This window comes from Hyphococcus sp. (assembly GCF_041986965.1).
Taxonomy (GTDB): Bacteria; Pseudomonadota; Alphaproteobacteria; order Caulobacterales; family Parvularculaceae; genus Hyphococcus.
Window position 1 is genome coordinate 1,042,796 of sequence record NZ_JBHIXB010000001.1, and the last position, 22,979, is coordinate 1,065,774.

At 60.8% G+C, this 22,979-nt stretch carries 23 protein-coding genes; 16 read left to right on the forward strand and 7 right to left on the reverse strand.

The features are described from left to right. The first annotated feature begins 4 nt into the window (after positions 1–4). A complete protein-coding gene (locus ACFC5L_RS05195) occupies positions 5–994 on the forward strand; it encodes a type II secretion system F family protein (RefSeq protein WP_375201338.1) in 990 nt (329 codons plus the stop codon). Positions 995–1,002: 8 nt separating this feature from the next. Beyond that, positions 1,003–1,974 carry a type II secretion system F family protein gene (locus tag ACFC5L_RS05200; RefSeq protein ID WP_375201337.1) on the forward strand — a complete coding sequence of 324 codons (972 nt, stop codon included), beginning with the start codon at positions 1,003–1,005 and terminating at the stop codon, positions 1,972–1,974. A gap of 73 nt (positions 1,975–2,047) precedes the next feature. On the opposite strand, the gene ACFC5L_RS05205 is transcribed toward ACFC5L_RS05200, so the two are convergent. Continuing rightward, a complete protein-coding gene (locus ACFC5L_RS05205) occupies positions 2,048–2,458 on the reverse strand; it encodes a GFA family protein (RefSeq protein WP_375201336.1) in 411 nt (136 codons plus the stop codon). Positions 2,459–2,585: 127 nt separating this feature from the next. Here ACFC5L_RS05205 and ACFC5L_RS05210 point away from each other — a divergent pair, with 127 nt between their 5' ends. After that, a complete protein-coding gene (locus ACFC5L_RS05210; RefSeq protein WP_375201335.1) occupies positions 2,586–3,302 on the forward strand; it encodes a ZIP family metal transporter in 717 nt (238 codons plus the stop codon). A gap of 8 nt (positions 3,303–3,310) precedes the next feature. On the opposite strand, the gene ACFC5L_RS05215 is transcribed toward ACFC5L_RS05210, so the two are convergent. The 3 genes from ACFC5L_RS05215 to ACFC5L_RS05225 form a co-directional block, all read right to left on the reverse strand. Beyond that, positions 3,311–5,086 carry a lytic transglycosylase domain-containing protein gene (locus tag ACFC5L_RS05215; RefSeq protein ID WP_375201334.1) on the reverse strand — a complete coding sequence of 592 codons (1,776 nt, stop codon included), beginning with the start codon at positions 5,084–5,086 and terminating at the stop codon, positions 3,311–3,313. A 124-nt stretch (positions 5,087–5,210) separates the two neighbouring features. Beyond that, the gene (locus tag ACFC5L_RS05220; protein WP_375201333.1) at positions 5,211–6,026 is read right to left on the reverse strand and encodes a uracil-DNA glycosylase; all 816 of its coding nucleotides are present in this window, start codon (positions 6,024–6,026) and stop codon (positions 5,211–5,213) included. 26 nt (positions 6,027–6,052) lie between these two features. Next, entirely contained in the window at positions 6,053–6,691 is a 639-nt protein-coding gene (locus ACFC5L_RS05225) for a lysoplasmalogenase (protein WP_375201332.1), read from the reverse strand. Positions 6,692–6,807: 116 nt separating this feature from the next. Between ACFC5L_RS05225 and ACFC5L_RS05230 the strand changes: the two genes are divergently transcribed. From ACFC5L_RS05230 to ACFC5L_RS05245, 4 genes are all read left to right on the forward strand, one after another. Continuing rightward, positions 6,808–8,487: an electron transfer flavoprotein-ubiquinone oxidoreductase gene (locus tag ACFC5L_RS05230; RefSeq protein WP_375201331.1), complete on the forward strand. Its 1,680-nt coding sequence runs from the start codon at positions 6,808–6,810 to the stop codon at positions 8,485–8,487. Between the two features lie 12 nt (positions 8,488–8,499). Next, positions 8,500–10,236, forward strand: a complete 1,737-nt coding sequence (locus ACFC5L_RS05235; protein WP_375201330.1) for a tetratricopeptide repeat protein — start codon at positions 8,500–8,502, stop codon at positions 10,234–10,236. Beyond that, on the forward strand, positions 10,233–11,111 hold the full coding sequence (locus tag ACFC5L_RS05240; protein ID WP_375201329.1) for a 4-(cytidine 5'-diphospho)-2-C-methyl-D-erythritol kinase: 879 nt from the start codon (positions 10,233–10,235) through the stop codon (positions 11,109–11,111). Before ACFC5L_RS05235 ends, ACFC5L_RS05240 begins: the two co-directional genes overlap by 4 nt. Positions 11,112–11,230: 119 nt before the next feature. Further along, positions 11,231–12,316, forward strand: coding sequence for a glycosyltransferase family 4 protein (locus tag ACFC5L_RS05245; RefSeq protein ID WP_375201328.1), 1,086 nt, complete (start codon positions 11,231–11,233; stop codon positions 12,314–12,316). Between the two features lie 7 nt (positions 12,317–12,323). Here ACFC5L_RS05245 and ACFC5L_RS05250 read toward each other — a convergent pair whose 3' ends face one another. After that, positions 12,324–13,421, reverse strand: coding sequence for a polyprenyl synthetase family protein (locus ACFC5L_RS05250; protein WP_375201327.1), 1,098 nt, complete (start codon positions 13,419–13,421; stop codon positions 12,324–12,326). A gap of 141 nt (positions 13,422–13,562) precedes the next feature. Here ACFC5L_RS05250 and ACFC5L_RS05255 point away from each other — a divergent pair, with 141 nt between their 5' ends. Together ACFC5L_RS05255 and ACFC5L_RS05260 are read left to right on the forward strand one after the other, a co-directional pair. Then, the gene (locus ACFC5L_RS05255) at positions 13,563–14,405 is read left to right on the forward strand and encodes a S49 family peptidase (protein WP_375201326.1); all 843 of its coding nucleotides are present in this window, start codon (positions 13,563–13,565) and stop codon (positions 14,403–14,405) included. A 30-nt stretch (positions 14,406–14,435) separates the two neighbouring features. After that, complete coding sequence (locus ACFC5L_RS05260) at positions 14,436–14,645, forward strand: hypothetical protein (RefSeq protein ID WP_375201325.1); 210 nt, start codon at positions 14,436–14,438, stop codon at positions 14,643–14,645. Here the strand turns inward: ACFC5L_RS05260 and ACFC5L_RS05265 are convergent. Next, the gene (locus ACFC5L_RS05265; RefSeq protein WP_375201324.1) at positions 14,642–15,052 is read right to left on the reverse strand and encodes a secondary thiamine-phosphate synthase enzyme YjbQ; all 411 of its coding nucleotides are present in this window, start codon (positions 15,050–15,052) and stop codon (positions 14,642–14,644) included. The two genes, ACFC5L_RS05260 and ACFC5L_RS05265, sit on opposite strands and share 4 nt — an antisense overlap. Before the next feature lie 127 nt (positions 15,053–15,179). On the opposite strand from ACFC5L_RS05265, the gene ACFC5L_RS05270 reads away from it, so the two are divergent. The 4 genes from ACFC5L_RS05270 (at position 15,180) to ACFC5L_RS05285 (ending at position 19,781) form a co-directional block, all read left to right on the forward strand. Then, complete coding sequence (locus tag ACFC5L_RS05270) at positions 15,180–15,665, forward strand: hypothetical protein (RefSeq protein WP_375201323.1); 486 nt, start codon at positions 15,180–15,182, stop codon at positions 15,663–15,665. A 42-nt stretch (positions 15,666–15,707) separates the two neighbouring features. Then, positions 15,708–16,580 carry an alpha/beta fold hydrolase gene (locus ACFC5L_RS05275; RefSeq protein WP_375201322.1) on the forward strand — a complete coding sequence of 291 codons (873 nt, stop codon included), beginning with the start codon at positions 15,708–15,710 and terminating at the stop codon, positions 16,578–16,580. Between the two features lie 157 nt (positions 16,581–16,737). Beyond that, positions 16,738–17,532, forward strand: a complete 795-nt coding sequence (locus ACFC5L_RS05280) for a SapC family protein (protein WP_375201321.1) — start codon at positions 16,738–16,740, stop codon at positions 17,530–17,532. Between the two features lie 137 nt (positions 17,533–17,669). Next, the gene (locus ACFC5L_RS05285; RefSeq protein WP_375201320.1) at positions 17,670–19,781 is read left to right on the forward strand and encodes a protein-disulfide reductase DsbD family protein; all 2,112 of its coding nucleotides are present in this window, start codon (positions 17,670–17,672) and stop codon (positions 19,779–19,781) included. On the opposite strand, the gene ACFC5L_RS05290 is transcribed toward ACFC5L_RS05285, so the two are convergent. Further along, positions 19,764–19,943 (reverse strand): hypothetical protein, encoded by a 180-nt coding sequence (locus tag ACFC5L_RS05290; protein WP_375201319.1) that lies wholly within the window; start codon positions 19,941–19,943, stop codon positions 19,764–19,766. The genes ACFC5L_RS05285 and ACFC5L_RS05290 overlap by 18 nt on opposite strands. Before the next feature lie 97 nt (positions 19,944–20,040). Here ACFC5L_RS05290 and pgi point away from each other — a divergent pair, with 97 nt between their 5' ends. Genes pgi through ACFC5L_RS05305 form a run of 3 tightly spaced genes read left to right on the forward strand, consistent with a single transcriptional unit; the run spans position 20,041 to position 22,974 of the window. Next, the gene (pgi, locus tag ACFC5L_RS05295) at positions 20,041–21,714 is read left to right on the forward strand and encodes a glucose-6-phosphate isomerase (protein WP_375201318.1); all 1,674 of its coding nucleotides are present in this window, start codon (positions 20,041–20,043) and stop codon (positions 21,712–21,714) included. Positions 21,715–21,765: 51 nt separating this feature from the next. Next, on the forward strand, positions 21,766–22,368 hold the full coding sequence (locus ACFC5L_RS05300) for a peptidylprolyl isomerase (RefSeq protein ID WP_375201317.1): 603 nt from the start codon (positions 21,766–21,768) through the stop codon (positions 22,366–22,368). Positions 22,369–22,377: 9 nt separating this feature from the next. Beyond that, a complete protein-coding gene (locus ACFC5L_RS05305; protein WP_375201316.1) occupies positions 22,378–22,974 on the forward strand; it encodes a LysE family translocator in 597 nt (198 codons plus the stop codon). Positions 22,975–22,979: the final 5 nt, after the last annotated feature.

The following is a 22,979-nucleotide window of genomic DNA, read 5'->3' on the forward strand; positions in this document are numbered from 1 at the left end:
GTTTATGGATCAGCAGATCCTCATTGTTCTGGTTCTCGGGGTGGTCGCGTTTGGCGCGCTCGCCTTTGTTCTGCTTGCGCCGAACCAGCGTGACAAGGCGAACAAGCGTGTCGCGTCCCTGAACACTGCCAAAGCGGCGAAGCGCGGCGGCGGCGTTAATGCAGAAGCGCAGAACAAGGAGCGCCGTAAAAAGCTCGCTGACTCGCTTGCGGCGCTTGAAGACAAAACGAAAAACCTGAAAAAGAAAAAACGCCTGTCGATGGACCAGATGCTCGAACAGGCGGGCCTTACGATCAAGCGCAAGCAATTTTACATCGGGTCGGTGGTTGTCGCGCTCCTGTTCGGTCTTGTCGGCGTTATTTCCGGTCAAAAGATGTGGATTAGCGGCCTCATGGTCGCGATCGGCGGTCTGGGCTTCCCGCGCTGGGTCTTGAACTTTCTGCGCACCCGCCGCCAGAAGAAGTTCGTTGATGAATTCTCCAATGCGATCGACGTTATCGTCCGCGGTGTGAAATCGGGTCTGCCGGTCAATGAGTGTCTCAAGATCATTGCGCGCGAGGCGCCACGTCCCGTCAGCGATGAATTTCACATGCTGGTCGAGGGCATTCGCGTCGGTCTGTCGCTCGATCAGGCGCTTGAGCGCATGTATGAGCGGATGCCGCTGCAGGAAGTGAACTTTTTCGGCATCGTGTTGATGATCCAGCAAAAGACAGGCGGCAACCTCGCGGAAGCGCTGGGCAACCTTGCGAATGTGCTGCGTTCCCGCAAGCTCATGGAAGGCAAGATCAAGGCCCTGTCGTCTGAAGCGAAGGCGTCGGCCTGGATTATCGGCTCACTGCCGTTCCTTGTCGCAGGCGCCGTTCAACTTTCGTCGCCGGATTACCTGACGCCGCTCTTCACAGAGAAGGTCGGTAATTTCATCTTGATCGGCGCCGGCCTGTGGATGGGCACCGGCGTCATCGTGATGAAGAAGATGACTCAGATTAAGGTTTAGAGACCGTCATGGAAGCCATCATCAACGCCGTCACGGATCGGAACTTCCAGATCGCCGCGCTTGTCTCGCTGGCGGCGGTGGCGACGCTTTACACCGTGCTTGAACCCCTGCTTGTCAAAGACAAGCTCAAGGAGCGCATGAAATCGGTTGGCAATTATCGGGATAACCTGCGCAAGCAACAACGCGAAGCGCTGGCGAAAAAGACCAAGGGCCTGCGCAACACTTCGCCGCAAGGCGCTGTGAAGGATCTGGTGGAAAGCCTCAAACTGCTTGAGGTTTTCGACGCCGAGTCCGCGCGCAAGAAACTGATGATGGCCGGCTATCGCGGCCAGGGCCCGGTCTTCACATTTATGACCGCGCGTCTGGGCCTGCCTTTTGTTGTGGCGATCATTGCCGGCGTATATGTCTATCTTCTGGACGGGTTCGAACTGGACAGCTTCGGCAAGTTGATGGCGACCTTCGGCGGCTTTTGCGTCGGCTTTTACCTGCCGAGCATCTATATCTCGAATGCGGTCTCCAAACGTCAGCAAAGCATTCAGGAAGCATGGCCCGATGCGCTTGACCTTCTCCTGATCTGTGTGGAAGCGGGCATGTCCATCGAAGCGGCGTTCCAGAAAGTCGGCGACGAAGTGGGCCCGAACTGTCCGGAGCTTGCTGAAGAACTTGGCCTCACCACGGCGGAGCTTTCCTACCTTCAGGAACGCAAACAGGCTTATGTGAACCTTGCCGAACGCACCGGTCTCGACTCGGTGAAGGGCGTTGTTACAGCGCTTGTCCAGTCGGAAAAATACGGTACGCCCCTGGGGCAGTCCTTGCGTGTTATGGCGAAAGAAAGCCGGGATTTGAGGATGCAGGAAGCGGAGAAGAAAGCCGCCGCCCTGCCGCCGAAACTCACCGTGCCGATGATCGGCTTCTTCCTGCCGGTGCTGTTTGCGGTGATTCTCGGCCCCGCGATCATGTCGATCATGAGCACGCAATAAGCGCTCGCTGGCCCATCGCCTTAAACGCTAACGCTAATTCTTGTATCGGCGCGGCAGTTGGAAACGAAGCCCGTTATTCCGCGCGGCCCTGATCAAAGCGCGGCAGGCTGTCATCGGTGTTGAACCACGCGATGCGGTCTTCGCAATAGATATGAAAATCGGGCGGAGACAGGGCGGGATCGTCAAGCGTCGCTGTATTGACTCCCAGCGTTTGCGACACATCATCCTCGCGGAACACAAGATAGCTTCCGCAATCGCCGCAAAACTCCCGGCCTGCATGATCTGAGGCGCGATGGGTTTTCGGCGCGCCTTCAAGATACGAAAACCCTTCAGGCGCCAGCGCGAACCAGGCGACCGCCGGAGCGCCGGACTGGCGCTGACAGGTGCGACAATGACAATAGCCGCTTTCCTCAATTACGCCGGAAACACGGTAGCGGATGGCGCCGCAGAGACATCCGCCTTCGGCGTCGATGGATTTGGTCATGGTGAAATCTCCGGCTCATCAGCGGCCTGCAAAAGACCCGGCCAAGTCTAGCATTTCCCCAAGCTGATGTCCGCCAGCGTCTTGCTTGCGCGCAAAAAAATGAATCATGCTGTAAAGCTTCACGCCTATGGAGATCAAGCTTCTCATCCTCCTCCTGATCGCAGCTTTTTCTGCGATAGCGGGCGGCGTGCTCGGGCGTTGGGAGCGCATTCACCCGAACTGGATGCGTTCGGAATGGCGTCATGGCGTTATCGCCTTCGGGGGCGGCGCTCTGTTGGCGGCGGTGTCGCTTGTTCTGGTGCCAAAAGGCATGGCGTTGCAGCCGGCCTGGGCGTCTCTTGCAAGCTTCGGCGCCGGCGCGCTCGCATTCCTCCTCTGTGACCGCTACTTCGCCAATCGCGGCACGCCGCTGTCGCAATTACTGGCGATGCTGCTCGACTTCGTGCCGGAGGCGATTGTCGTCGGCGCTGTGATTTCCAGAAATTATGGAGAGGCCTTATTCCTGACCCTGATCATTGCAGCGCAGAATATTCCTGAAGCCTTCAACGCCTATCGTGAAATCACACACAAGGGCGGCGATAAGGGACTGGCCAAACATGCGCTCGCCGTGATTTCGCTGGCGGCGTTATCGGGGGTCGGCTGGGGCTTTTTCGGCTATCTCGTCTTTCATCCCGACCATGTGCTGCTCGGGTCGATCATGACCTTTTGCGCCGGCGGCATCGTCTATCTGGTGTTCCGGGATGTGGCGCCCCAGGCGCAATTGGAGCGCGCCTGGTACCCGTCCATGGGCGCCGTCGTCGGTTTCATGCTGGGCATGGCCGGGCATTCATTTGTCGCGGCCTGACGGCGCGTTTACTCGCTTTGAGCTGCAATCTGGTCGATCGCTTCGTAAAGCGGCAACTCACCGGCGGCCACCTTCTCGCGGGACGGCGCCGGTTGACCGAGGCGAGCGCGGTAGACCCAGAAATTCGTCAGCACGATTTCCACGAAGTTGCGGCTTTCGCGGTTCGGAATGCTCTCAATGAAAAGCAGCGGGTCTTCGATCGCCACGTCGCGCTTCCAGCGGCGCAAATTACCCGGCCCGCCATTATAGGCGACAGCCATGTGGAAGAGATCGCCATCCGTGGAGCGGGTCATCAGATGATCCACATAATTCTGGCCAAGCTCCATATTATAGGCGGGGTCGTAAAGCCGCTCGCGGCCCGAGCGGTACCGCAAGGACCGGTCGCCCGCGATATAGCTCGCCGTGCGCGGCATCAGCTGCATCAGGCCGCGGGCGCCGACGCGGCTTGTGGCGTCAGTCTTGAATTTCGATTCCTGGCGCATCAGCGCATAAAGCAGCGCGCGGTCGACTTTAAAGCCATTCTCCGGCGCGTAATGCGGCACCGGGAAAAGACCTGCCTGAAGGTCGGGATTGTCATCGGACAGCGCGATGTCGACTTGCGCGGCGGGCAGGTCGAGCGCGATGGCGAGCGCCAGCAATTGCGGCGTCTCATCTTCGTCGATGGCGCCGTTGGCCCAGCGCAGCTCCAGATCGGCTTCGCTGGTCTGCCCGGCTTCCTTTAGGGCGATGGCGCGGCGGATGCGCGGCTGGTCTTCGAGAAGGTCGTCAAATTGATCCTGCGTCAGCTCCGGCGCATTCCAGTTGTAATCATAGGTGCGGCCAAGCTGGGCGAGGGCGAGCTGTCCATAGAAGGTGAAGGGATAATCGGCGGCGATTTCGAGATTGGGCGTCACCTCTGCGGCGGCGCCGGCGGCGAGCGCGGTGCGCGCGGCCCAGAAACCCGCGGCGGATCGCAGTGAGTCTTCCTGATAGGGAATGGCGGCCATGGCGCGGAACTGGTTATGGGCGCCGGCGATGTCGCCCTGGCGGTATTTGATCAATCCGGAGATCCAGTACGCCAGAACAGCGCTGTCGCCATTGCGCGCCGCCGCAGCGCCAGAGATTTCCGCGGCGGCGTCGATATAGCCCTGATAGTAAAGGCTCGCCGCAATCCAGGAGCTCATGCGGTCATATTGGCGCTCGGTGATCGTGCCGCGTCTTAAATGTCCGTCGATCTCGCGCCGGGCCTCAAGCGCGCGCTCCTTGTTTGAAAGATAGCGCACGCGGCCTTCGATCCGGCGCACATTGGGGCGGCTCTTCCTGTCATAATCTTCTTCAAGATCAGGATGGAGCTCCTTTTCAGGCGCCGAGCGCCATTTCCGCGAGATCGGGCGGATGGGAGAGGACTGGCCGCGCGGCTGGCGTTTGCGCGCCAGCGAATAGATTTTATCCGCCTCCGGATGATCGGCGTAATAGGCCATCCAGCGCTTCAATTCGCCAAAGCTCGAACGATAAGCGGTGGGGTGCATGTAGCGCTGATATTGCACATAGCCCATCAGGATGTCGTTTTCGAGCGCGGCGATTTTGGCGTCTGCTTCTTTCCAGCGCCCATCTTCCTGCAAGGCAAAGATTGCCTCGTAGAGCGCTGCATCGGCGTCGCTCAGTACACGGATATTGAGGGCTTCGGAAAGCGCGGCGGCGGGGATCGCCGCAGGATCGGCCTGTTGGGTTGTGTCAGCGGTCGCCGCTGCGGCGCTTTGCGCAGCGAACACAATAAACAGCGAAAACCAGCGAACAGCCGCCATAAGTCAATTCTTCCTTTCGCCCGCTTTTGCGGGACCCGATGACGGCATTATCGCCGCCGGAAGTGAAAAAAGGGAAATGATCCCAACGCCCCAAACTTTACACCTAAGAATATGGTAATGTCGGTTAATGGTCCTTTAACTTAGCGTCGAGGGACTGAAGATCGGCCCAGGCGAGGCGCTTGCCCGCAGGCTGTCGCAGCAAAAAGGCCGGGTGATAGGTGGGCAGGGCCGGATAGCGCTTGCCGCCGGCCGTCTCGATCTCCCGCCAGACGCCCCGCGCGCGCATGATGCCTGTGACGCCGAGAAGCGCTTGCAGGGGCGCGCCCCCGGCGATCAGCACGGCCTTGGGGTCGGTCAGCTCGATCAGGCGGTCGACAAAAGGCCGGCAGACGGCGGTTTCAAGCGCCGTTGGCGTCCGGTTGGCCGGCGGACGCCAGAAAATAACATTAGAAATCAGTGTGTTAGAGGCGCGGTCGCGGCCAATGGCGGCCAGCATCCGGTCAAGGAGCTGACCCGCCCGGCCGACAAAGGGCTTGCCGAGACGGTCTTCATCCCGGCCCGGCGCCTCGCCAATGACGAGGAGGTCGGCGCCCGGCACGCCGTCTGCGAAGACCGTGTTCTTCGTCCCGGCCTTCAAGGAACATCCTTCAAAGGCTTTCACGGCGGCTTCGAGGGCTTCGAAACTGTCGCAAGCGGCGGCGGCGGCTTCGGCGGCCTTGATCGCCTCGTCGGTGGAAACGGTTTCGGGCTCGGCGGCGGGGAGCGGCTCTGCAGGGCGCTCAGCTCTGCGCATATTTTCAATCCGCGGCGCCGCTGCCGGATCGGTCCGGGCCCAGCTGTAAAGATCGGCGGGCGCGGAGCCGACCGCCTCATCGACGCCCATCTCCGCATACCAGCGCAACAGGGCGCGGGCCGTTTCTGTCTCGGAAGCTTCCACCATGGATGCAGTCTAGCAGCAGGAAGGTCTCAAACAGAAGCCGCGAGCATCAATTGCGCCCCATAGTAAAGCGGAAGGCCCCACACCCTGTTGATAAAGCCCTGCGCGACGAATTTGTCCCGGGCGACTGCAAGGTCTGAAATCGCGAATCCCACGGCGCCGGCGATGACCAGAAGGCTGGGCGTGGGACGGGCGGGCGGCGCGGCGAGGAAACTCGTCGCGACCATCACGGCGATGATGGCGGTGTAGCCGGCGACCGGGCCTCGAAACGCCCCGAGGTGCGGCCATAGCCAGCGCAGGGAGAGGGCGGCGAAGACCGTCATGCCCGCCGCGCCGGCGGAAAAAAGCGGGGTCAGATCGGCGCCGCCCGACAAAAACGCGCCGATATAAGCGGCGTGCCCGGCGGCGAAAGCGCCCATCCCTGCGAGGAAGGTTTTTTCCCCAGCTGGAATGAGGAGGATGTCGCCCGCCATGCACAAGACCAGCGCCGCCAGAACCCACAGCCCATAAGCGCTCTCGAAGGCGCCGCCGGCAAGGCCCGCCAGGACAAATGCGAGCGAGGCCGCAGGCTTGGCGATCCACCGCAGGCGGGCGTCGCCGCGATGCTCTGCGAACAGCAGCAGCGCGACAAAAGCGGCGCACAGAAGGGCGGCGATCTCAAAGCTCATAGGGATCCTTTGGAAAACAATGCGCTGTGACGTGGCTTTTCCCGGTGATTTTTGCCAAAACCGCATGACCTCAACGCGGGGACTAAACCGCGCGGCAGCGAAAAAGAGAAGACGCAATGACACAAGAAGCGCCCGAACGGGAAGCGATGGAATTCGATGTGGTGATTGTCGGGGCGGGCCCTGCGGGCCTTTCCGCCGCCATTCGCCTGAAACAGCGTGCGGCCGAAGCCGGCGGCGACATCAATGTGGTGGTCGTTGAAAAAGGCTCTGAAGTCGGCGCGCATATTCTGTCCGGCGCCGTCCTTGATCCGTCCGGTCTTGATGCGCTGCTGCCCGATTGGCGCGATATGGGCTCGCCCATCGATACGCCTGTTGCGTCGGAAAGCTTTAAAATTTTTGGCGGCAGCGGGTCTTTATCGCTTCCCGTCTGGGGCATGCCCGACATGGTCAAAAACCATGGCTGTTACATCGTCTCCATGGGCAATGTCTGCCGCTGGCTCGCCGAACAGGCCGAAGGCATGGGCGTTGAAATTTATCCCGGCATGGCCGCGTCGCAGGTGCTTTACCGCGAAGACGGATCCGTGCGCGGCGTTGTCGTCGGCGAAATGGGGATCGGCAAGGACGGCGAGAAAAAAGACTCCTATGAGCCCGGCATGGAGCTGGTCGGCAAATATGTGCTGATCGGTGAAGGGGTGCGCGGGTCGCTGGCGAAACAGCTGATTGCGAATTTCAAGCTTGACGAGAATAGCGATCCCCAGAAATACGGCATTGGTCTGAAAGAACTCTGGGAGATCGCGCCGGAAAAATCGCGCCCCGGCCATGTGCAGCACACTTTCGGCTGGCCTTTGAAAGACGACACCGGCGGCGGGTCTTTCCTCTATCATTATAACGACAACACCATCGCGCTCGGTTTCGTCGTGCATCTGAACTACAAGAACCCCTATCTTTATCCGTATGGGGAGTTTCAGAAATTCAAGACCCATCCGGAAATCGCGGAGCTTCTCGAGGGCGGCAAGCGCATCGCCTATGGGTCGCGCGCAATCACCGAAGGCGGTTATCAATCAGTGCCGAAGCTTGCCTTTCCGGGCGGCGCCCTGATCGGGTGTTCGGCGGGCTTCGTGAACGTCCCGCGCATCAAGGGCAATCACAACGCCATGCTGACCGGCATGATGGCGGCGGACGCAGCCTTTGAGGCGGTGAGCGCCGGCCGCGAAGGCGACACGCTCGACGCCTATGAGGCCGCCTATCACGGCTCCGGGGTCAAGCGCGAACTCTTCAAGGCGCGCAATGTGAAGCCCTTATGGTCGACATTCGGCACACGCATCGGCGCCATTGCGCTGGGCGGGCTTGAATTGTGGATGAATTCAATCGTGCCGGGCCTGTCCTTTTTCGGCACAATGAAGCACGGAAAAACCGATGCGGCCGCGACGGAGCCGGCGGCCAAGCACAAGCCCGTGGCCTATCCGCGCCCTGACGGCGCCGTGACCTTCGACCGGCTCACAAATGTCGCCTTTTCAGCCACCAATCATGAAGAAGATCAGCCTTCGCATCTCAAACTTAAAGATCCTTCAATCCCCATCGGCGTTAATCTGCCGGTCTATGCCGAGCCTGCGCAGCGTTATTGTCCGGCCGGCGTTTATGAAGTGGTGAGTGGGGAAGGCGGCGCCGATCCGCAGTTTCAGATCAATGCCCAGAACTGCGTTCACTGTAAGACCTGCGACATCAAGGATCCGTCGCAGAACATTGTCTGGACGACGCCGGAAGGCGGCGGCGGGCCTAACTATCCGAATATGTAAGGAGCGCCCTTAGTGCCGCGCAGAAGTCTGTTTAGTGTTTTCGCCATCGGTCTCGCCCTCGCCGGCTGTGCGACGTCGCCCAATGAAGCGACGGTTGTCGGTGATTATCTGACAGGGCGGATCGCGGCGCGCAGCAACAATGTCGGTGTTGCGGCGGAAGCGTTCGGCGATGTTGAGACCGGCGGCTCCAATACGGATGAGATTCTCCGCGGCGCGTTTTTCTTTCAGGTCGCATCAGGCGATATTGACGCGGCGGCGGCGCTTGCGCCGAAAATTCTCTCCAATGACGACATGGAAGATGACGATCTGGCGCGCCTGGTCGAGGCGGCGCACGCCCTGAAAAACAAAAACTATCTCGGCGCGCGGGCGGCGCTCGCGGCGGATGCGGAGGTTGAATATTTTGCCGCAGCGATGATCATTCTCGATGCTTGGGCGATCGCCGGTGAAGAGGGGCCGGAACCCGCGCTGAAAGCGCTGGCGGCGAAAAACGGCGAAACCTTCCGCGGCTTTCACCCCTTGCATCAGGCGTTTTTGTTTGAGAACGCCGGGCTCGTCGATGAAGCGCGCACCGCCTATCAGTTGGCGCTCATGGCTTATGGCGGCATTGTCGCCCGCGACGCTTATGGCTCGTTCCTTGAGCGCTCGGGCGATCTCGACGGCGCGCGGAACCATTATGAGTTACTGGCGCAATATCCGGGGCCGGACCGTCAGGTTGCGGAAAGCGGCCTTAAACGTCTCGACGCGGGCAAAGTCGATACGGCCTGGGCCGATGTGACGCCGCAGAAAGGCGCCTCGGTCGCGCTATACATCTTTGGCTCGGCAGTGTTGCAGCAAACGATTGAACAGCGCGACGCGGCGGAAAAAGCCGGGTTCCGGGTCGGCGACGCCAATTACGACATGCCGCTCGCCTTCACGCGCATCGCGCTTTATCTCGCCCCTGAATTCGATCATGCGCAGCGTCTGGCGGGCTCCATTCTGAACGCCTATGGCGACAATCAAAAAGCCATCGCCATCCTGCGCGACATTCCGAAAACCTCCGCCTTTTACGAACAGGCGCAAATCGAGGTTGCAGGCGGATTGATCGCCCAGGGCAAGGAGCGGGAAGCAAAACGCCTCCTGCGGGCGCTGGCGAATTCGGAAAGCTCACCTGAAGGGCGGTTCACCTACGCCAATCTTCTCGCCAGCGAGGGCGATCATTCCGGTGCTGTGCGCGAATATACAAAGCTCATCGACGCCTTGCCTGAAGATCCGCATGTCGATGCATGGCGGTTCCTGGTCGGGCGCGCCGCGTCGCTCTTGATTCTGGAAGACTGGCCCGCGGCCGAAACCGATTTGAAACGCGCGGTGGAAATTGCGCCCGAGGAGGCGGCGGCGCTCAACTATCTCGGTTACTCCTGGGCCGAGCGCGGCGAGAATCTTGACGAGGCTTTTGACCTCATCGAAAAAGCAGTGGCGCTTGAACCCAATTCCGGCGCTTATATCGACAGTCTTGGCTGGGCCCATTATCAGCTGGGGGATTACGAGGAAGCGGTTGGCCATCTTGAGCACGCCGCTTCGCTGGAGCCCGCCGACCCGACGATTACGGATCATCTCGGCGATGTTTACTGGCGCCTCGGCCGCAAGATTGAAGCGCGTTATGAATGGCGCCGCGTGCTTGAGCTTGAGCCCACACCGACATTGAAAAAGAGCATTGAAGAAAAAATAAGGGACGGTTTGCCGGAAGCCGACTTACCGGAAAATGGAGCATGATTGCTCTCGCCGCGCCCGCCAAGATCAATCTCTATCTTCATATCGGGCCCGTTCGCCGCGACGGGCTGCACGATCTTGCAAGCCTTTTTGTCTTTGCCCATGACGGCGACGTCATTCGCGTCGAGCCGGCGACATCCTTGTCGCTGGCGGTAACGGGGCCTTATGCGCCGCTCCTGAAAGACCTGCCGCCCAAAAAAAACCTCGTCTATCGTGCGGCGGAGATGCTCGCGAGTGAGGCGGGCGTTGAGGCGGGCGCCGCGATCACGCTGGAAAAAAATCTTCCCGTGGCGGCCGGTGTCGGCGGCGGCTCGGCCGATGCGGCCGCAGCGCTCCGGGCGCTGACAAAACTCTGGAACGCCGATATCGGTGACGCGGCGCTGGCGCGTCTCGCCTTCCGTCTGGGCGCGGATGTTCCCGCCTGTCTCGCCGAAGCGCCGGTGAATGTTTCCGGCGCCGGCGAGCGCATCGAAAAAGGTCCGGTTCTGCCGCCTTTGTGGATCGCGCTCGTCAATCCCCGTGTGGAAATGCCGACAGGCCCCATCTTTCGCGCTTTTGACAAGGCGCACCTCACGCCCGCGCATCCCTGTCTCGCGAATTTCAGGGCGGCGAATTACACGCAACTGGACCAGGCGATGCGCGCGACGCGTAATGATCTTGAAGCTTTCGCCATCGAAAAGGCGCCGGTCATCCGTGAGGTGATCGATGGGCTGGCGGCGGCGCCGGGCGCCATTGCGGCGCGCATGTCGGGCTCTGGCGCCACTTGCTTTGCGTTGTTTGCATCGGCGCCGGCGGCGGCGCGCGCGGCGCAGGCGGCGAAAGCGCGCGGCTACTGGGCCATGGCGTCGGCGCTGCATGTGCGCCCGTGTAGCGGTTGAAAAAGCGTCAGCGGATTTTCGTAAAAAGCTGCGATAAACAACCACCTAGACCAGCATGAGCGCTTTCGAAATGAGGGATGATGGTCTAGGTTTTGCGCCGGGAAAAGCGGCGGATCTTCATGCTGATCGAACCTTTCATTTTCGCTTGCGCAGGCGCGGTCACTGTCGCCGTCACTTATTGCGCCTGTCTTTATGCGGCGCATGCGCGGCGCGTGCTCGATCACCCAAATGAGCGTTCAAGCCACACCAATGCAACGCCGCGTAATGGCGGGGCGGCGATAATGGCCGGCTGGATGGCCGGCGCGTTTGTCATCTCGGCCTTTGCGGGCGATGTGGACGCCGCCGGCAAGATCGCCAGGCTGGCGGTCTGCGGCGTGCTCGCCTTCGGTCTCGGCTACGCAGACGATCGCCTGACCTTTTCGCCGGTCTGGAAACTGTTGGGGCAGGTGGCGATCGCCGCGCTCTTTACTGTTCTCTTTGCGCCGCTCCAATCCCTCCCCCTTCCCTGGTTTGGCGAGGTCGCCATTCCGGCGGCGGCGAGCGCGCCGCTCACGATCATCTGGATCGTGGGCTTCATGAACGCTTTTAATTTCATGGACGGCGCCAATGGGATGGCCGGCGGCGCAGCGGCGGTGGGCCTTGCCTGGTTCGCGATCATTGCGAGCTTTTCGGGCGCGCCGGCGCTTGCCGTGGCGGCGCTCTTGCTCGCCTTGTCGGCGGCGGCGTTTCTGCCGGAAAATCTTCTGCGCGGCAAACTCTTCATGGGCGATAATGGCAGTCAGGCGCTGGGCTTTTTCATTGCGGCCTTCGCGGTGCTTGGCGTCAACTGGACGGACGGCCGTCTCAGCGCGCTTGTGATCCCGGTGATCTTTTTGCCCTTCCTGTTCGACGTCGCCTGGACGCTGGTCTCGCGCTCCTTGCGCAAACAGAATGTTCTCCAGGCTCATCGCGAGCATTTTTACCAGTTGATGATGCGCCTTGGCGCATCCCATGCGCGCGTCGCCATCATCTATATGTCGCTGATCAGCCTGTCGTCAGCGGCGGCGATTTTGATGCTCACACAGCCTGTGACGCTGCACTGGATGACGCCGCTAGTGCTCTCGCTGATTTTCATGATTGGCGCGGTCGCGCTTTCCCGGCGGGCGATGCGCGCCGGATTGCTGGCGACAGCAGAGCCCGACGCTTCGCTATCCGCGGCTGAATGAAGATGTTTCAGGCGCCGCGCGCGGTCGAGGTTTCGACAAGATCGGCGAGCGCTTGCGTGAAATCGTTCTGCGGCGCCTCGGCGAGCGCATCGAGCGCTTTTTGAGTATAGGAGCGGGCGCATTCGATCGTGTCTTCAAGCGCGCCGTCGCGCTCCATCAGTTCGCGCGCTTGTTCAAAATCGCCCTTTTCCTGGCGGCCTTCAGCGATGACCCTGCGCCAGAAAGGTTTTTCTTCATCGCGCGCGCGGGCGATGGCGAAGACCACGGGCGCCGTCATCTTGCCTTCGCGGAAATCGTCGCCGACCGTTTTGCCGAGCGCGAATTCGAAACCGGAATAATCAAGGGCGTCGTCGATGAGCTGATAGGCGACGCCGAAATGATCGCCAAAGCGGCGCATGGCGGCTTCTTCCTGTGCGCCGCAGCCGGAGATCATCGCGCCGACTTCCGTCGCGGCGGCGAACAGCGCCGCTGTCTTCGCCTTCACCACATTGATATAGGTTTCAAAGGTGGCGGCGATATTCTTCTGCGTCGTCAGTTGCAGCACTTCGCCTTCGGCGATGACGCCTGAGGCATGGGAGAGCGCGCGCAAGACGCCGAGATTTTTCGCCTCTACCATCAGCTCGAACGCCCGCGAAAAAATGAAGTCGCCGACGAGAACGCTTTCCTTGTTGCCCCAGATGATGTTGGCGGTGGAGGCGCCGCGGCGCAGCGCCGACCCGTCGACCACATCGTCATGCAATAGCGTGGCGCCGTGAATGAGCTCGACGGAGGCGGCGAGCTTCACATGATCGTCGCCGTCATAGGAAAAGACGCCCGCGGAGGCGAGGGTGAGCATGGGCCGCAGCCGCTTGCCCCCGGCGTTGATCAGATGGCCGGCCAATTCCGGGATCATTGTCACCGGCGAATCGAGGCGGCGCAGGATTTCCCGGTTCACGGCCTTAAGATCGGCGTCCGTCAGCGCGCGCAGGCGGTCAACCGCGGACAGGAATTCCGGCGCGCGTTTCGCGGCGATGGTTTCGCTTGCTGTCGCGGCCAGTCCCAAGATGTCGCCTTTCGCCTTGTTGCAATGGGCTCGCAGATTGGTCGCTGGGGCTGCGCCGGTCAAGCGCTGCGGGCTGCGGCCTTTCGGCGGCGCCCTGCTGTCCTGTTGAGAGAACACGCTCAGCGCAGATGCATTGAAAAGCTTTGGCTTTTACCTTACTTGCAGCCGATGCCTCTCCTTCTTGAATCCGTCAAAAATCTCTGGATGAAGCTTCCGTTTGTCGGGGAATCCCCGCCTCTCGTAACCGTGATTGAGCTTAACGGCGTCATTGGCGAAATGGGCGCCGGACGCAAAGGGCTGACATTTAAAAAACTGGAAAAAGCAATCGAGACGGCTTTCAAGCCGGGCAGTCTGAAAGCCGTGGCGCTGGCGATCAATTCGCCTGGCGGCTCGCCCGTTCAGTCGCGTCTTATCATGAGCGCGATCCGCCGCCTGGCGAAGGAAAAAGACATCCCCGTCCTCGCCTTTGTGGAGGATGTGGGCGCGTCTGGCGGCTATATTCTCGCTATTGCGGCGGATGAAATTTACGCAGACGAAAGCTCCATTGTGGGTTCTATCGGCGTTATTTCCGGGGGGTTCGGCTTTCCCGAAGCGATCAAGAAGCTCGGGGTTGAGCGGCGCGTCTATACGGCGGGCGAAAACAAATCGACGCTTGATCCCTTCAAGCCCGAAGATCCGGAAGACGTGGCGCGATTGGAGACCATGCTCGCCGAACTCCATGAGCAGTTCATCGCCCTGGTGAAGGCGCGGCGCGGCGACAAGCTCTCCAGCGATCCCGATCTCTTTTCGGGACGGTTCTGGACCGGCGCAACAGCGGCGGAAAAGGGTTTGGTCGACGGAACCGCTCAACTCGGCGATTTTCTGCGCGACCGCTACGGAAAAGATGTTAAGGTCAAGCGCATCTCGCCCGAAAGCGGCTCCCTCCTGAAAAGGCTGATGGGGGGTGAAGCCGGCGCCTCCTGGTTTGAAACACCGGCGCTCATCGATGCCGATGACATGCTGGCGGCGGGCGAGCGCAGGGCGTTATGGGCGCGGTTCGGTCTTTAGGGCCGGACAAACAGGACGGGAGATTCGTCAATGAGCGCAGTCACCACTCTTGTCGCCACGGTTGCGGCCGCAGCGGGCGCGGTCGCGCTCTTTCGCTTGGCCGAGCGGCGCACACGGCCGCTTCGTAAAGCGATTGACGAGATGCGAAAGTCGGCGTCGTCGAAGACCGGCGAGGTCATCGACTATGAACAGGACCCTGAAAGCGGCGTCTTTCGTCCCAAGGGCGCTGTTCGCCACTAAACCCCTTCAATCACCGTCATGACGATGCGCCGCTGTTGCGGCGCGCGACGGTGTTCGAGCAGATAAATTCCCTGCCAGGTTCCCAAAAGCAATCGTCCGTCTGCAAACGGAATGGAAAGCGAGGTTGCGGTCATGGCCGACTTCAGATGCGCCGGCATGTCGTCCGGGCCTTCGGCGTCATGGCGGTAGGGGCCGTTTTCAGGCGCGACGCTGTCGAGCCAGTCGATCAGGTCGCGCATCACATCCGGGTCGGCGTTTTCCTGAATGGTGAGCGATGCGGAGGTATGCTGAATAAAGAGATGGGCGATCCCGCCAGCGGCTGGCGACGCGGCGATCACTGCCTCCACTTGCCTCGTGACATCGACGGCGTTTCGTCCCGGAGTCTCCACGGAGAGGATCGTCGGCATTCATAACCCTTTGTAGTGTAACAAGAAATCAAGGCGATTGTTGTTTGTGGCGGGCCGTGCAACAGGTCATGTTTCCCGGCCGCCGGGGTCCGTTCGTTTTGTCTAATTTGATGTGTCCGTACGCCAATTGAAAGACGTTGCCTTCATCGATCTGGAAGCCTCCGGGCTGTCCGCGCGTTCCTGGCCGATTGAAGTCGGCTGGTGTTTCGCCAGCGGCGCGCCTCAGGCGATGCTGATCCAGCCCGATGCGTCCTGGTCTCTCGACGACTGGGATGAGCAGGCGGAAGCGTTGCACGGCGTTGCTTATGACGCGCTTCAACATGAAGGCCTTTCTCCCGGCGAGGTTTGCGAGAAGCTGAACGCGGCGCTTGCCGGGAAGGTCGTGTTTTCCGACGCGCCCGACTGGGATGGTTTCTGGCTCTATCGTCTGTTTCAGGCCGCGAAGGCCCGGCAGCGATTTGTAGTGAGCGATTTCTCCTCGATCTTTCATGGCGCTGCGCCGGAAATGGTTGACCGTTGCATCGCTGAAGCCGACCGCACCGCGCCGCGTTTGCACCGGGCGATCCCCGACGTGCTTCACATGCGCACCCTCTATCAACTCGCCATTGTGTGATCCGGCATTGATCCTCACTGCATGACAGGCGATGTCCGGGCCATGACGAATTCGAACACGACGCCTGAATTGCGCCGCTATGCCGTTCGCCTTGATGCGGGCGAGGTGACGGGCTGGCGCTTTGAGAAGGCGGGGGCGCCGCCGCTTTTGTTTCTTCACGCGACGGGGTTTTGCGCGTCGGCCTATCGGCAGATGCTGTCTTCGCTCGGCGGCGCCTATGATATTTACGCGCTTGATCTTCGCGGGCACGGGCGGAACAGCCTGCCCGCCGATCCGGGAAGTCTTCATTCCTGGGCCGTCTTTCGCGACGATGTACGCGCCTTTCTCGACCGTGAAGATCGCAAAGACTGGACGCTCGCCGGCCATTCGCTCGGCGCGGCCGTCGCCTTGCTTTCGGCTGAAGGGCGGCGCGATGTCGCCGCGCTGAAGCTGATCGAACCGGTGGCCATGCCGGTCTGGCTTTCAAGGCTCGCAAAGACACCGGTCTGGCCGGTCTTCGCCGCCCGCATGCCGCTGGTGCGCCAGGCCGCGCGCCGGCGCAGCGAATGGGCATCCCGGGAGGAGGTGGCCGCGTCTTACGGCCGCAAAGCCCTGTTCCGGGATTGGGCGCCCGGCGTTCTTGAGGATTATCTGACCGACGGCCTTGCGGAAACTGCGTCAGGGGTTGGCCTTGCCTGTGCGCCGTCATGGGAGGCGGCGACCTTCGCCGCCCAGGGCAATGATTTCTGGAATGCGGCGGCGAAGGCGCCCGCGCCGGTTCGTATTTTCGCGGCGCGGCAGGCGTCCTCGACGGCGCCCGCTTTTGCGCGCAGGCGATTTCAGCGGCTCGGCGCGACGCTGACGGTCGATAACGCCGCTGGCCATCTCGCGCCGATGCAAAAGCCGCAGGAATTGGCGTCTTTTCTGGCGTCTTGACCACAGTGTTGCGGAAAAAATCCGGCCATGACGCCGGAAGGGTTGGACCTTCAGGGCCTTTTTGCTAAGCGTCGCAGCCGAACGCCCAATCCACCCCGGGTCCCGCAACAGGCGGCGTCCCGAGCCGGGCGGATTTTAGTCAAGGAAGGTTTTGAGAATGAGCGAGGCGCAAGCTCTCCCCGAAGTGACCGGCCGAATGTTCCTTTACGAACAGCCGGAACTGCTGATGAAAGAAAAACATGGCGATCTCGGCCTTGCGCCGGCGGCGCAGCCCTTCAGTTTCGCCGCCAAGGCCCGGGCGCTGCCGATGACGCTCGGTGAGATTCCGTCGGCGATCAAGGACTATCCGCTGATCTTCATGTCGCAGGAGCAGCCGCAGCTTCTGGCCGTCACCGGCCTCTATGACGACATCAATCTGTTTGTTGATGACAACGGCAATTGGGAAGACTTTACTTATATTCCCGGCTATGTGCGCCGCTATCCTTTCGGCGTCGCCGCCGAAGCGAGCGGTGAGCGCATGGCGGTGGTGATCGATCGCGGCTTTGAAGGGTTGTCCCCGACCGGCGAGAATCGTCTGTTCGAAGACGGACAGATGACGCAGCAGACGCAGGCCGCTGTGGACTTCGTGAAAAATTACGAGCGCGACCGTCAGCAAACGGAGCAGTTGGCGAAGGTGCTTGCGCACCATGAGCTGATCCAGCAGCAGACGGCGCATTATACGCCGACCGGCGCCAGCGAACCTGTCACCTTCGCCCAGTATTTCGGCGTCGACGAAGAGCGTCTGAAAGCGCTTCCGGTCGAAACGAAAATGGAGCTTGAGCAGCAAGGCGTTCTGGCGCTGATTTATGCGATGCTCATCTCCATGGGCAACTGGCGCATCCTGCTTCAGCGCCGCGCCAAGCGTCACAATCTTTCCGAACAGGATGTGTTCAAGCCGCTGGTCTCCAACTAAACGGCTTGCCAATCCGGCGTCAGGCCGGGCTGCGCCAGTGCGCAGCCCGGCTTTTTTATGTTCAAGTTTCAGCGAGTGCGGGGTTGTCGCAGCGAAATAGGATTGGCCTTCGCGCCGGGCCCCGTTACCAAGGCGCCATGAAGTTTCGTCTCGCTTTCCTCTTCATGCTGATTGCTCTCGTCGCCTCCGCAGCCGGGGCGCGGGCGCAGACCGCAATCGAGAACGAGTACACCAGAACCGAAGTCACGCCTGAAGCCATGGGGTTCGCGCCGGGCGAAACGCTCTGGTTTGCGATCCGCCAGGAGATCCAGCCCGGCTGGCATGTCTTCTGGACAAATCCCGGCGACGCAGGACTTCCCCTGCGGCTCGACTGGACGCTGCCGGAAGGATTTGCGGCGGGTGAGATCGTTCATCCTGTCCCGCAATTCATTCCTGTAGGCCCGCTCGCAAGCTACGCCCATGAAGGCGCGCCGGTGTTTCTTGTTCCGGTGACGGCGCCGGCGGACGCCGCACCGGGATCGAATGTCGATATTGTCATCGACGCGTCGTGGCAGACTTGCGAGGAAATCTGCGTTCCCGAAGAGGGGCGCTTTTCTTTTTCATTGCCGGTGCTAGCGACAAGTTCGCCCGCCCCGTCGCACCGGGTTGTGTTCAGTCTCGCCCGCGCCAAACTGCCTGAAGCGTTTGAAGCGGACGCAACGATGACTGCCGAAGGCGCCGATTATGTTTTGACATTGGATGCGCCGGAGAATTTTGACGCGAAAAACGCTTTTTTCTTCGCCGGACCGGAAGGCGTGGTTTCCCCGCCGGCGCCCCAGGAAATGGAAGTGAGCGACGGCGTCCTGCGCATCGCGATGCAGCCGGGCTGGATTGAGCGCTATGAAGAGAAGACCTTTCCCGGCCTTTTGAAATTTGGCGAAGGCGCGGGCAGTCGCGCGCTTGCGCTGACGGCCGATGTCCCCGCGCCGCTGGTGAAGCCTGTCCCTGCATCGAAAGTCACACCGGGCGATGCGCCAGGATTGCCCCTGTTGCTGCTATTCGCATTTCTGGGCGGTGCACTGTTGAACGTGATGCCTTGTGTCTTCCCGGTGGTGTTCATCAAGGCGGCGTCTTTCATGCAGAGCGCGCGCGAACATCCGCAGAGGGTGCGCATCCATGGTCTTCTCTATATGGCCGGCGTTCTCGCGACGTTTCTCCTGATGGGCGGCGTCCTTCTCGCTTTAAGGGCGGGCGGCGCGCAATTCGGCTGGGGCTTTCATCTTCAATCGCCCTGGGTTGTGGCGCTCTCAGCCTATGTGCTCTTGCTGGTGGGGCTTAATCTCGCCGGGCTTTTTTCTGCGGGCGAGGGGCTCGCCGGCGCGGGGGAGGGGCTCGCTTCGAAAAAAGGCGGCGCGGGCGCCTTTTTCACCGGCGCGCTTGCGGTCGTTGTCGCCGCGCCCTGCATCGGGCCGCTCTTGAGCGCGCCCATGGGGGCGGCGCTCCTGTTGCCGCCGCTGGCGGGGCTCGCGATCTTCGCGACGCTCGGCCTCGGCCTTGCGGCGCCTTATCTCCTGCTTTCCTTTGTCCCGGGACTTGCCCGGCGCCTGCCGAAACCGGGGCCGTGGATGGCGGTCTTCAAACAGGCGCTGTCTTTTCCGGTCTTCGCCGCCGCCGCCTATTTCCTCTGGGTGCTGGCGCAACAGACCACCGGGGCGGGACTTGGCGTCGTGCTGACGGGCGCGGTGCTCTTGGCCTTCGCGGCCTGGGCCTATGAGAAAAGCAAGGCCGATGGTGGCCCGGCGTTCATTTTACGGATTGTTTCGGCGGCGGCGGCGGTGATCGCCCTTGCGCCCCTGATGCGGCTTGAAGCGGCGGCGCCAGTCTCATCGGCATCGGAACGCGGCTATGGCGCCATCATAGCGGAGCCTTACAGCGCCGCGGCGCTCGACGCCTACAGGGCTGAGGGCCGGCCCGTCTTTATCGATTTCACCGCCGCCTGGTGCGTCACCTGTCAGTTCAACAAAATGACCGTTTTTTCCGATGCGGCGCTGGGGCGAACATTCTCTGAGACGAAAACGGTGTTCATGGTGGCCGATTGGACCGTGCGCGATCCGGAAATCACCGAGGCGCTTGCCGGTTTCGGCGCGAGCGGCGTGCCGCTTTATGTCTACTATGATGCGTCGGGGGAAGGGGCGGTCTTGCCGCTGCCGCTGACGAAGCGGGCGGTTATGGCCGCGATCTCAGGAACGATCTCAGGAACCGGCCTCTAGCTGCGCGGCGGCGATTTTTTCGGCTTTCACTTGCTCTGCGGCGGCGTGCTGCTCCCATTCGCGCGCCTTCAGCCCGAAAATCGCCGACACGGCGAGAATGGCCGCGAGGCTTGTCAGCAGGCGTTTGATGATCTCGGTGCGGGCGGGAGCGGTGATGTGCATGTCCTTTTGTTTACCGCCTTTTCCTTAAAACGCGTTGAGGAAGACGCTTAAAATCCCTATCAGTTTTAAGATCGCGCAACGGTTTTAGGGACATGGCATGACCGGGATTGCAACTACCCCCGAATGGGCGGCGCTCCAGAAAGACGCCGATGCGCTTAAGGATGTTTCGGTCCGCGCCCTGTTCGAAGACGATCCGGGCCGGTTTGAGCGCTATAGCGTCGAGGCGGCGGGACTGTTCCTCGATTATTCCAAAAACAAGATCACCGAAGACGTTGACGACCACTTGATTTCACTCGCCATGGCGGCGGGGCTTGAGGGCGCGCGCGAGGCGATGTTCGCCGGGGAGGAGATCAACGTCACCGAGGGCCGGGCGGTGCTGCACCCGGCGCTGCGCGACTTTTCCATGCGCGATTATCATGTTGGCGGCGAGAATGTCTCCCAGAAGGTTCGCGTCGAACGCGACAAGATGAAATCTTTCGCCGACGCTGTGCATCGCGGCGGGCGTCTCGGCTACACTGGCAAACCGTTAACGACTGTCGTCAATATCGGCATTGGCGGCTCGGATCTCGGCCCCCTGATGGTGACGGAGGCTTTGCGGCCCTACTGGATCGAGGGACGGCGCGCCTTTTTCGTCTCCAATGTGGACGGTCAGCATATCGCCGATACGCTGGAACGGCTCGATCCGGAAACGACGCTGTTCATCGTCGCCTCGAAAACCTTCACCACGCAGGAGACCATGACCAACGCCGAAACGGCGAAGCAGTGGTTCCTGAAGAATGGCGGCGACGAAGACGACATCGCGAAGCATTTCATTGCGCTTTCCACCAACGCCTATGCGGTAAAGGCCTTCGGCATTGCGCCGGAAAACATGTTCGAATTCTGGGACTGGGTCGGCGGGCGTTATTCGCTTTGGTCGGCGATCGGCATGTCGATCGCCCTGCAGGTCGGGTTTGACGTTTTTGAAAAACTGTTGCGTGGCGCGCACGCCATGGACGAGCATTTCCGGTCGGCGGAGCTGCGCGAGAACATGCCGGTCATGCTGGCGCTTGTGGGCATATGGAACCGCAACTTTCAGGGCGCAGCCTCACATGCGGTCTTGCCTTATGACCAGCATCTCCATCGCCTGCCCGCCTATCTGCAGCAAGCCGACATGGAATCGAACGGCAAGCGCGTCGAGGCCGATGGAACGCCGGTTTCCTGCGCCACCGGGCCGGTGATTTTCGGTGAGCCCGGCACCAACGGCCAGCATGCTTTCTATCAGCTTCTCCATCAGGGAACGGATATTATTTCCGCTGATTTCATTGCGCCGGCGATCAGCCAGTCGGAAACCGGCGACCATCATGAAAAGCTGTTGTCGAACTTCCTTGCCCAGACCGAAGCCTTGATGCGCGGCAAGACGGAAAAAGAAGCGCGGGAGGAATTGAAGGCTCAAGGCTGCGCGCCGCCGGAAGTCGACAAGCTTGCGCCGCATAAAGTGTTTCCGGGCGACAGGCCCACAAATTCCATCCTCATGGATAAGCTGACGCCGGAACACCTGGGCGCGCTGATCGCGCTTTATGAGCACAAGATTTTCTGTCAGGGCGTGATCTGGGGCGTCAATTCCTTCGATCAATGGGGCGTAGAGCTTGGCAAGACGCTGGCGAAGACAATCCTGCCGGAGCTTGGCGCCGCGGGCGAAGAAAAGCCGGAAGCGACAGGCCATGACGCGTCAACAAACGGCCTCATTGGCCGCATAAACGCCGTAAGAGCGAAGATGGAGTCAACAAGTTAGAAGTCCGATCATCCCCGCTTTCGCGGGAATGATCGACAGTTAGGGTTAGGCATGACGACAATCAGAAAATTTTCAATGATGTTTATCGCCCTTATACTTGGGTGCTTAGCTGCAAATGCCGCGCAGGCCGAGGGCGAAACCCATGCGCGGATCAAAACCTCCATGGGCGACATCGTCGTTGAGCTTTATCCCGACAAGGCGCCGGCGACGGTCGAGAATTTTCTCGACTATGCGTCAAGCGGCCATTACGACCGGACGATCTTTCATCGCGTGGTGCGCGGTTTCGTCATTCAGGGCGGCGGCTATTCGCGGTTTTTGACTGAACGTCCAACGCGCGATCCGATCCCTTATGAAGCCGACAACGGGTTGAAGAACGAGCGCGGGGCGCTCGCTATGGCGCGCAGCGATCATCGCGACAGCGCCGCCGCCCAATGGTTCATCAATCTGCGCGATAACCCGGATCTCGATCACAAGATGTTCGAAGGGCTTCCTGTCTACGGCTACACGGTTTTCGGACGTGTGGTGGATGGTATGGAGGTCGCCGACGCCATCGGCATGGTGTCGACAGGCCCCGCCGGCGATTTCGATGCAGAAGTGCCGGTGGACCCCATCATCATCGAACGCGTCGACCCGATTGACTGGTCTCAGGACTAGGAGCGGTTGTTGGCCGATCTTCTGACGCTTTGTCTTGCGGTTATCGTGCTTCTGGGCTCGCCGGGTCCGGCTCCTATGGCGCTTGCCGGTGTCGGCGCCGCCTATGGGCCGCGGCGCGGCGTTTTTTTTCTTTTTGGGCTTCTCGCCGCAGCTGCTCTTGTAATGCTGTTTTCATCTTTTGGCGTCGCCGCCATGCTGTCTGCGGCGGCGCCTTTGCGCCTCATGCTTCAGTGTATTGCTGCGGCTTATATTCTGTATCTCGCGATGCGCGTATATCGCGGCGCTGTTGGAACCGAAACGGAAAAGCGCGCGAAAGCGCCTGGCTTTTCGGACGGGTTTATTCTCAACATTATTAATCCAAAGGCTTATGCGGCTTTTGCAGCAATCTTCGCTTCCTTTGGGTTGCGTTTTGCCGATCCCGCTCTGTCCGCTGTTGCGACCGCCGCCGTCACATTCTTTCTCGTTTGTCTAATTGATACGGGCTGGCTGTTGGCTGGCGGCGTTTTCAAGCGGGCGACAAGCAATCCGGAACGCGGGCGCATAATCCGTGGCGTTTTTGCCTTCATGATGGCCGCGGCCGGGCTTTACAGTCTGACACGGCTTTAACGACG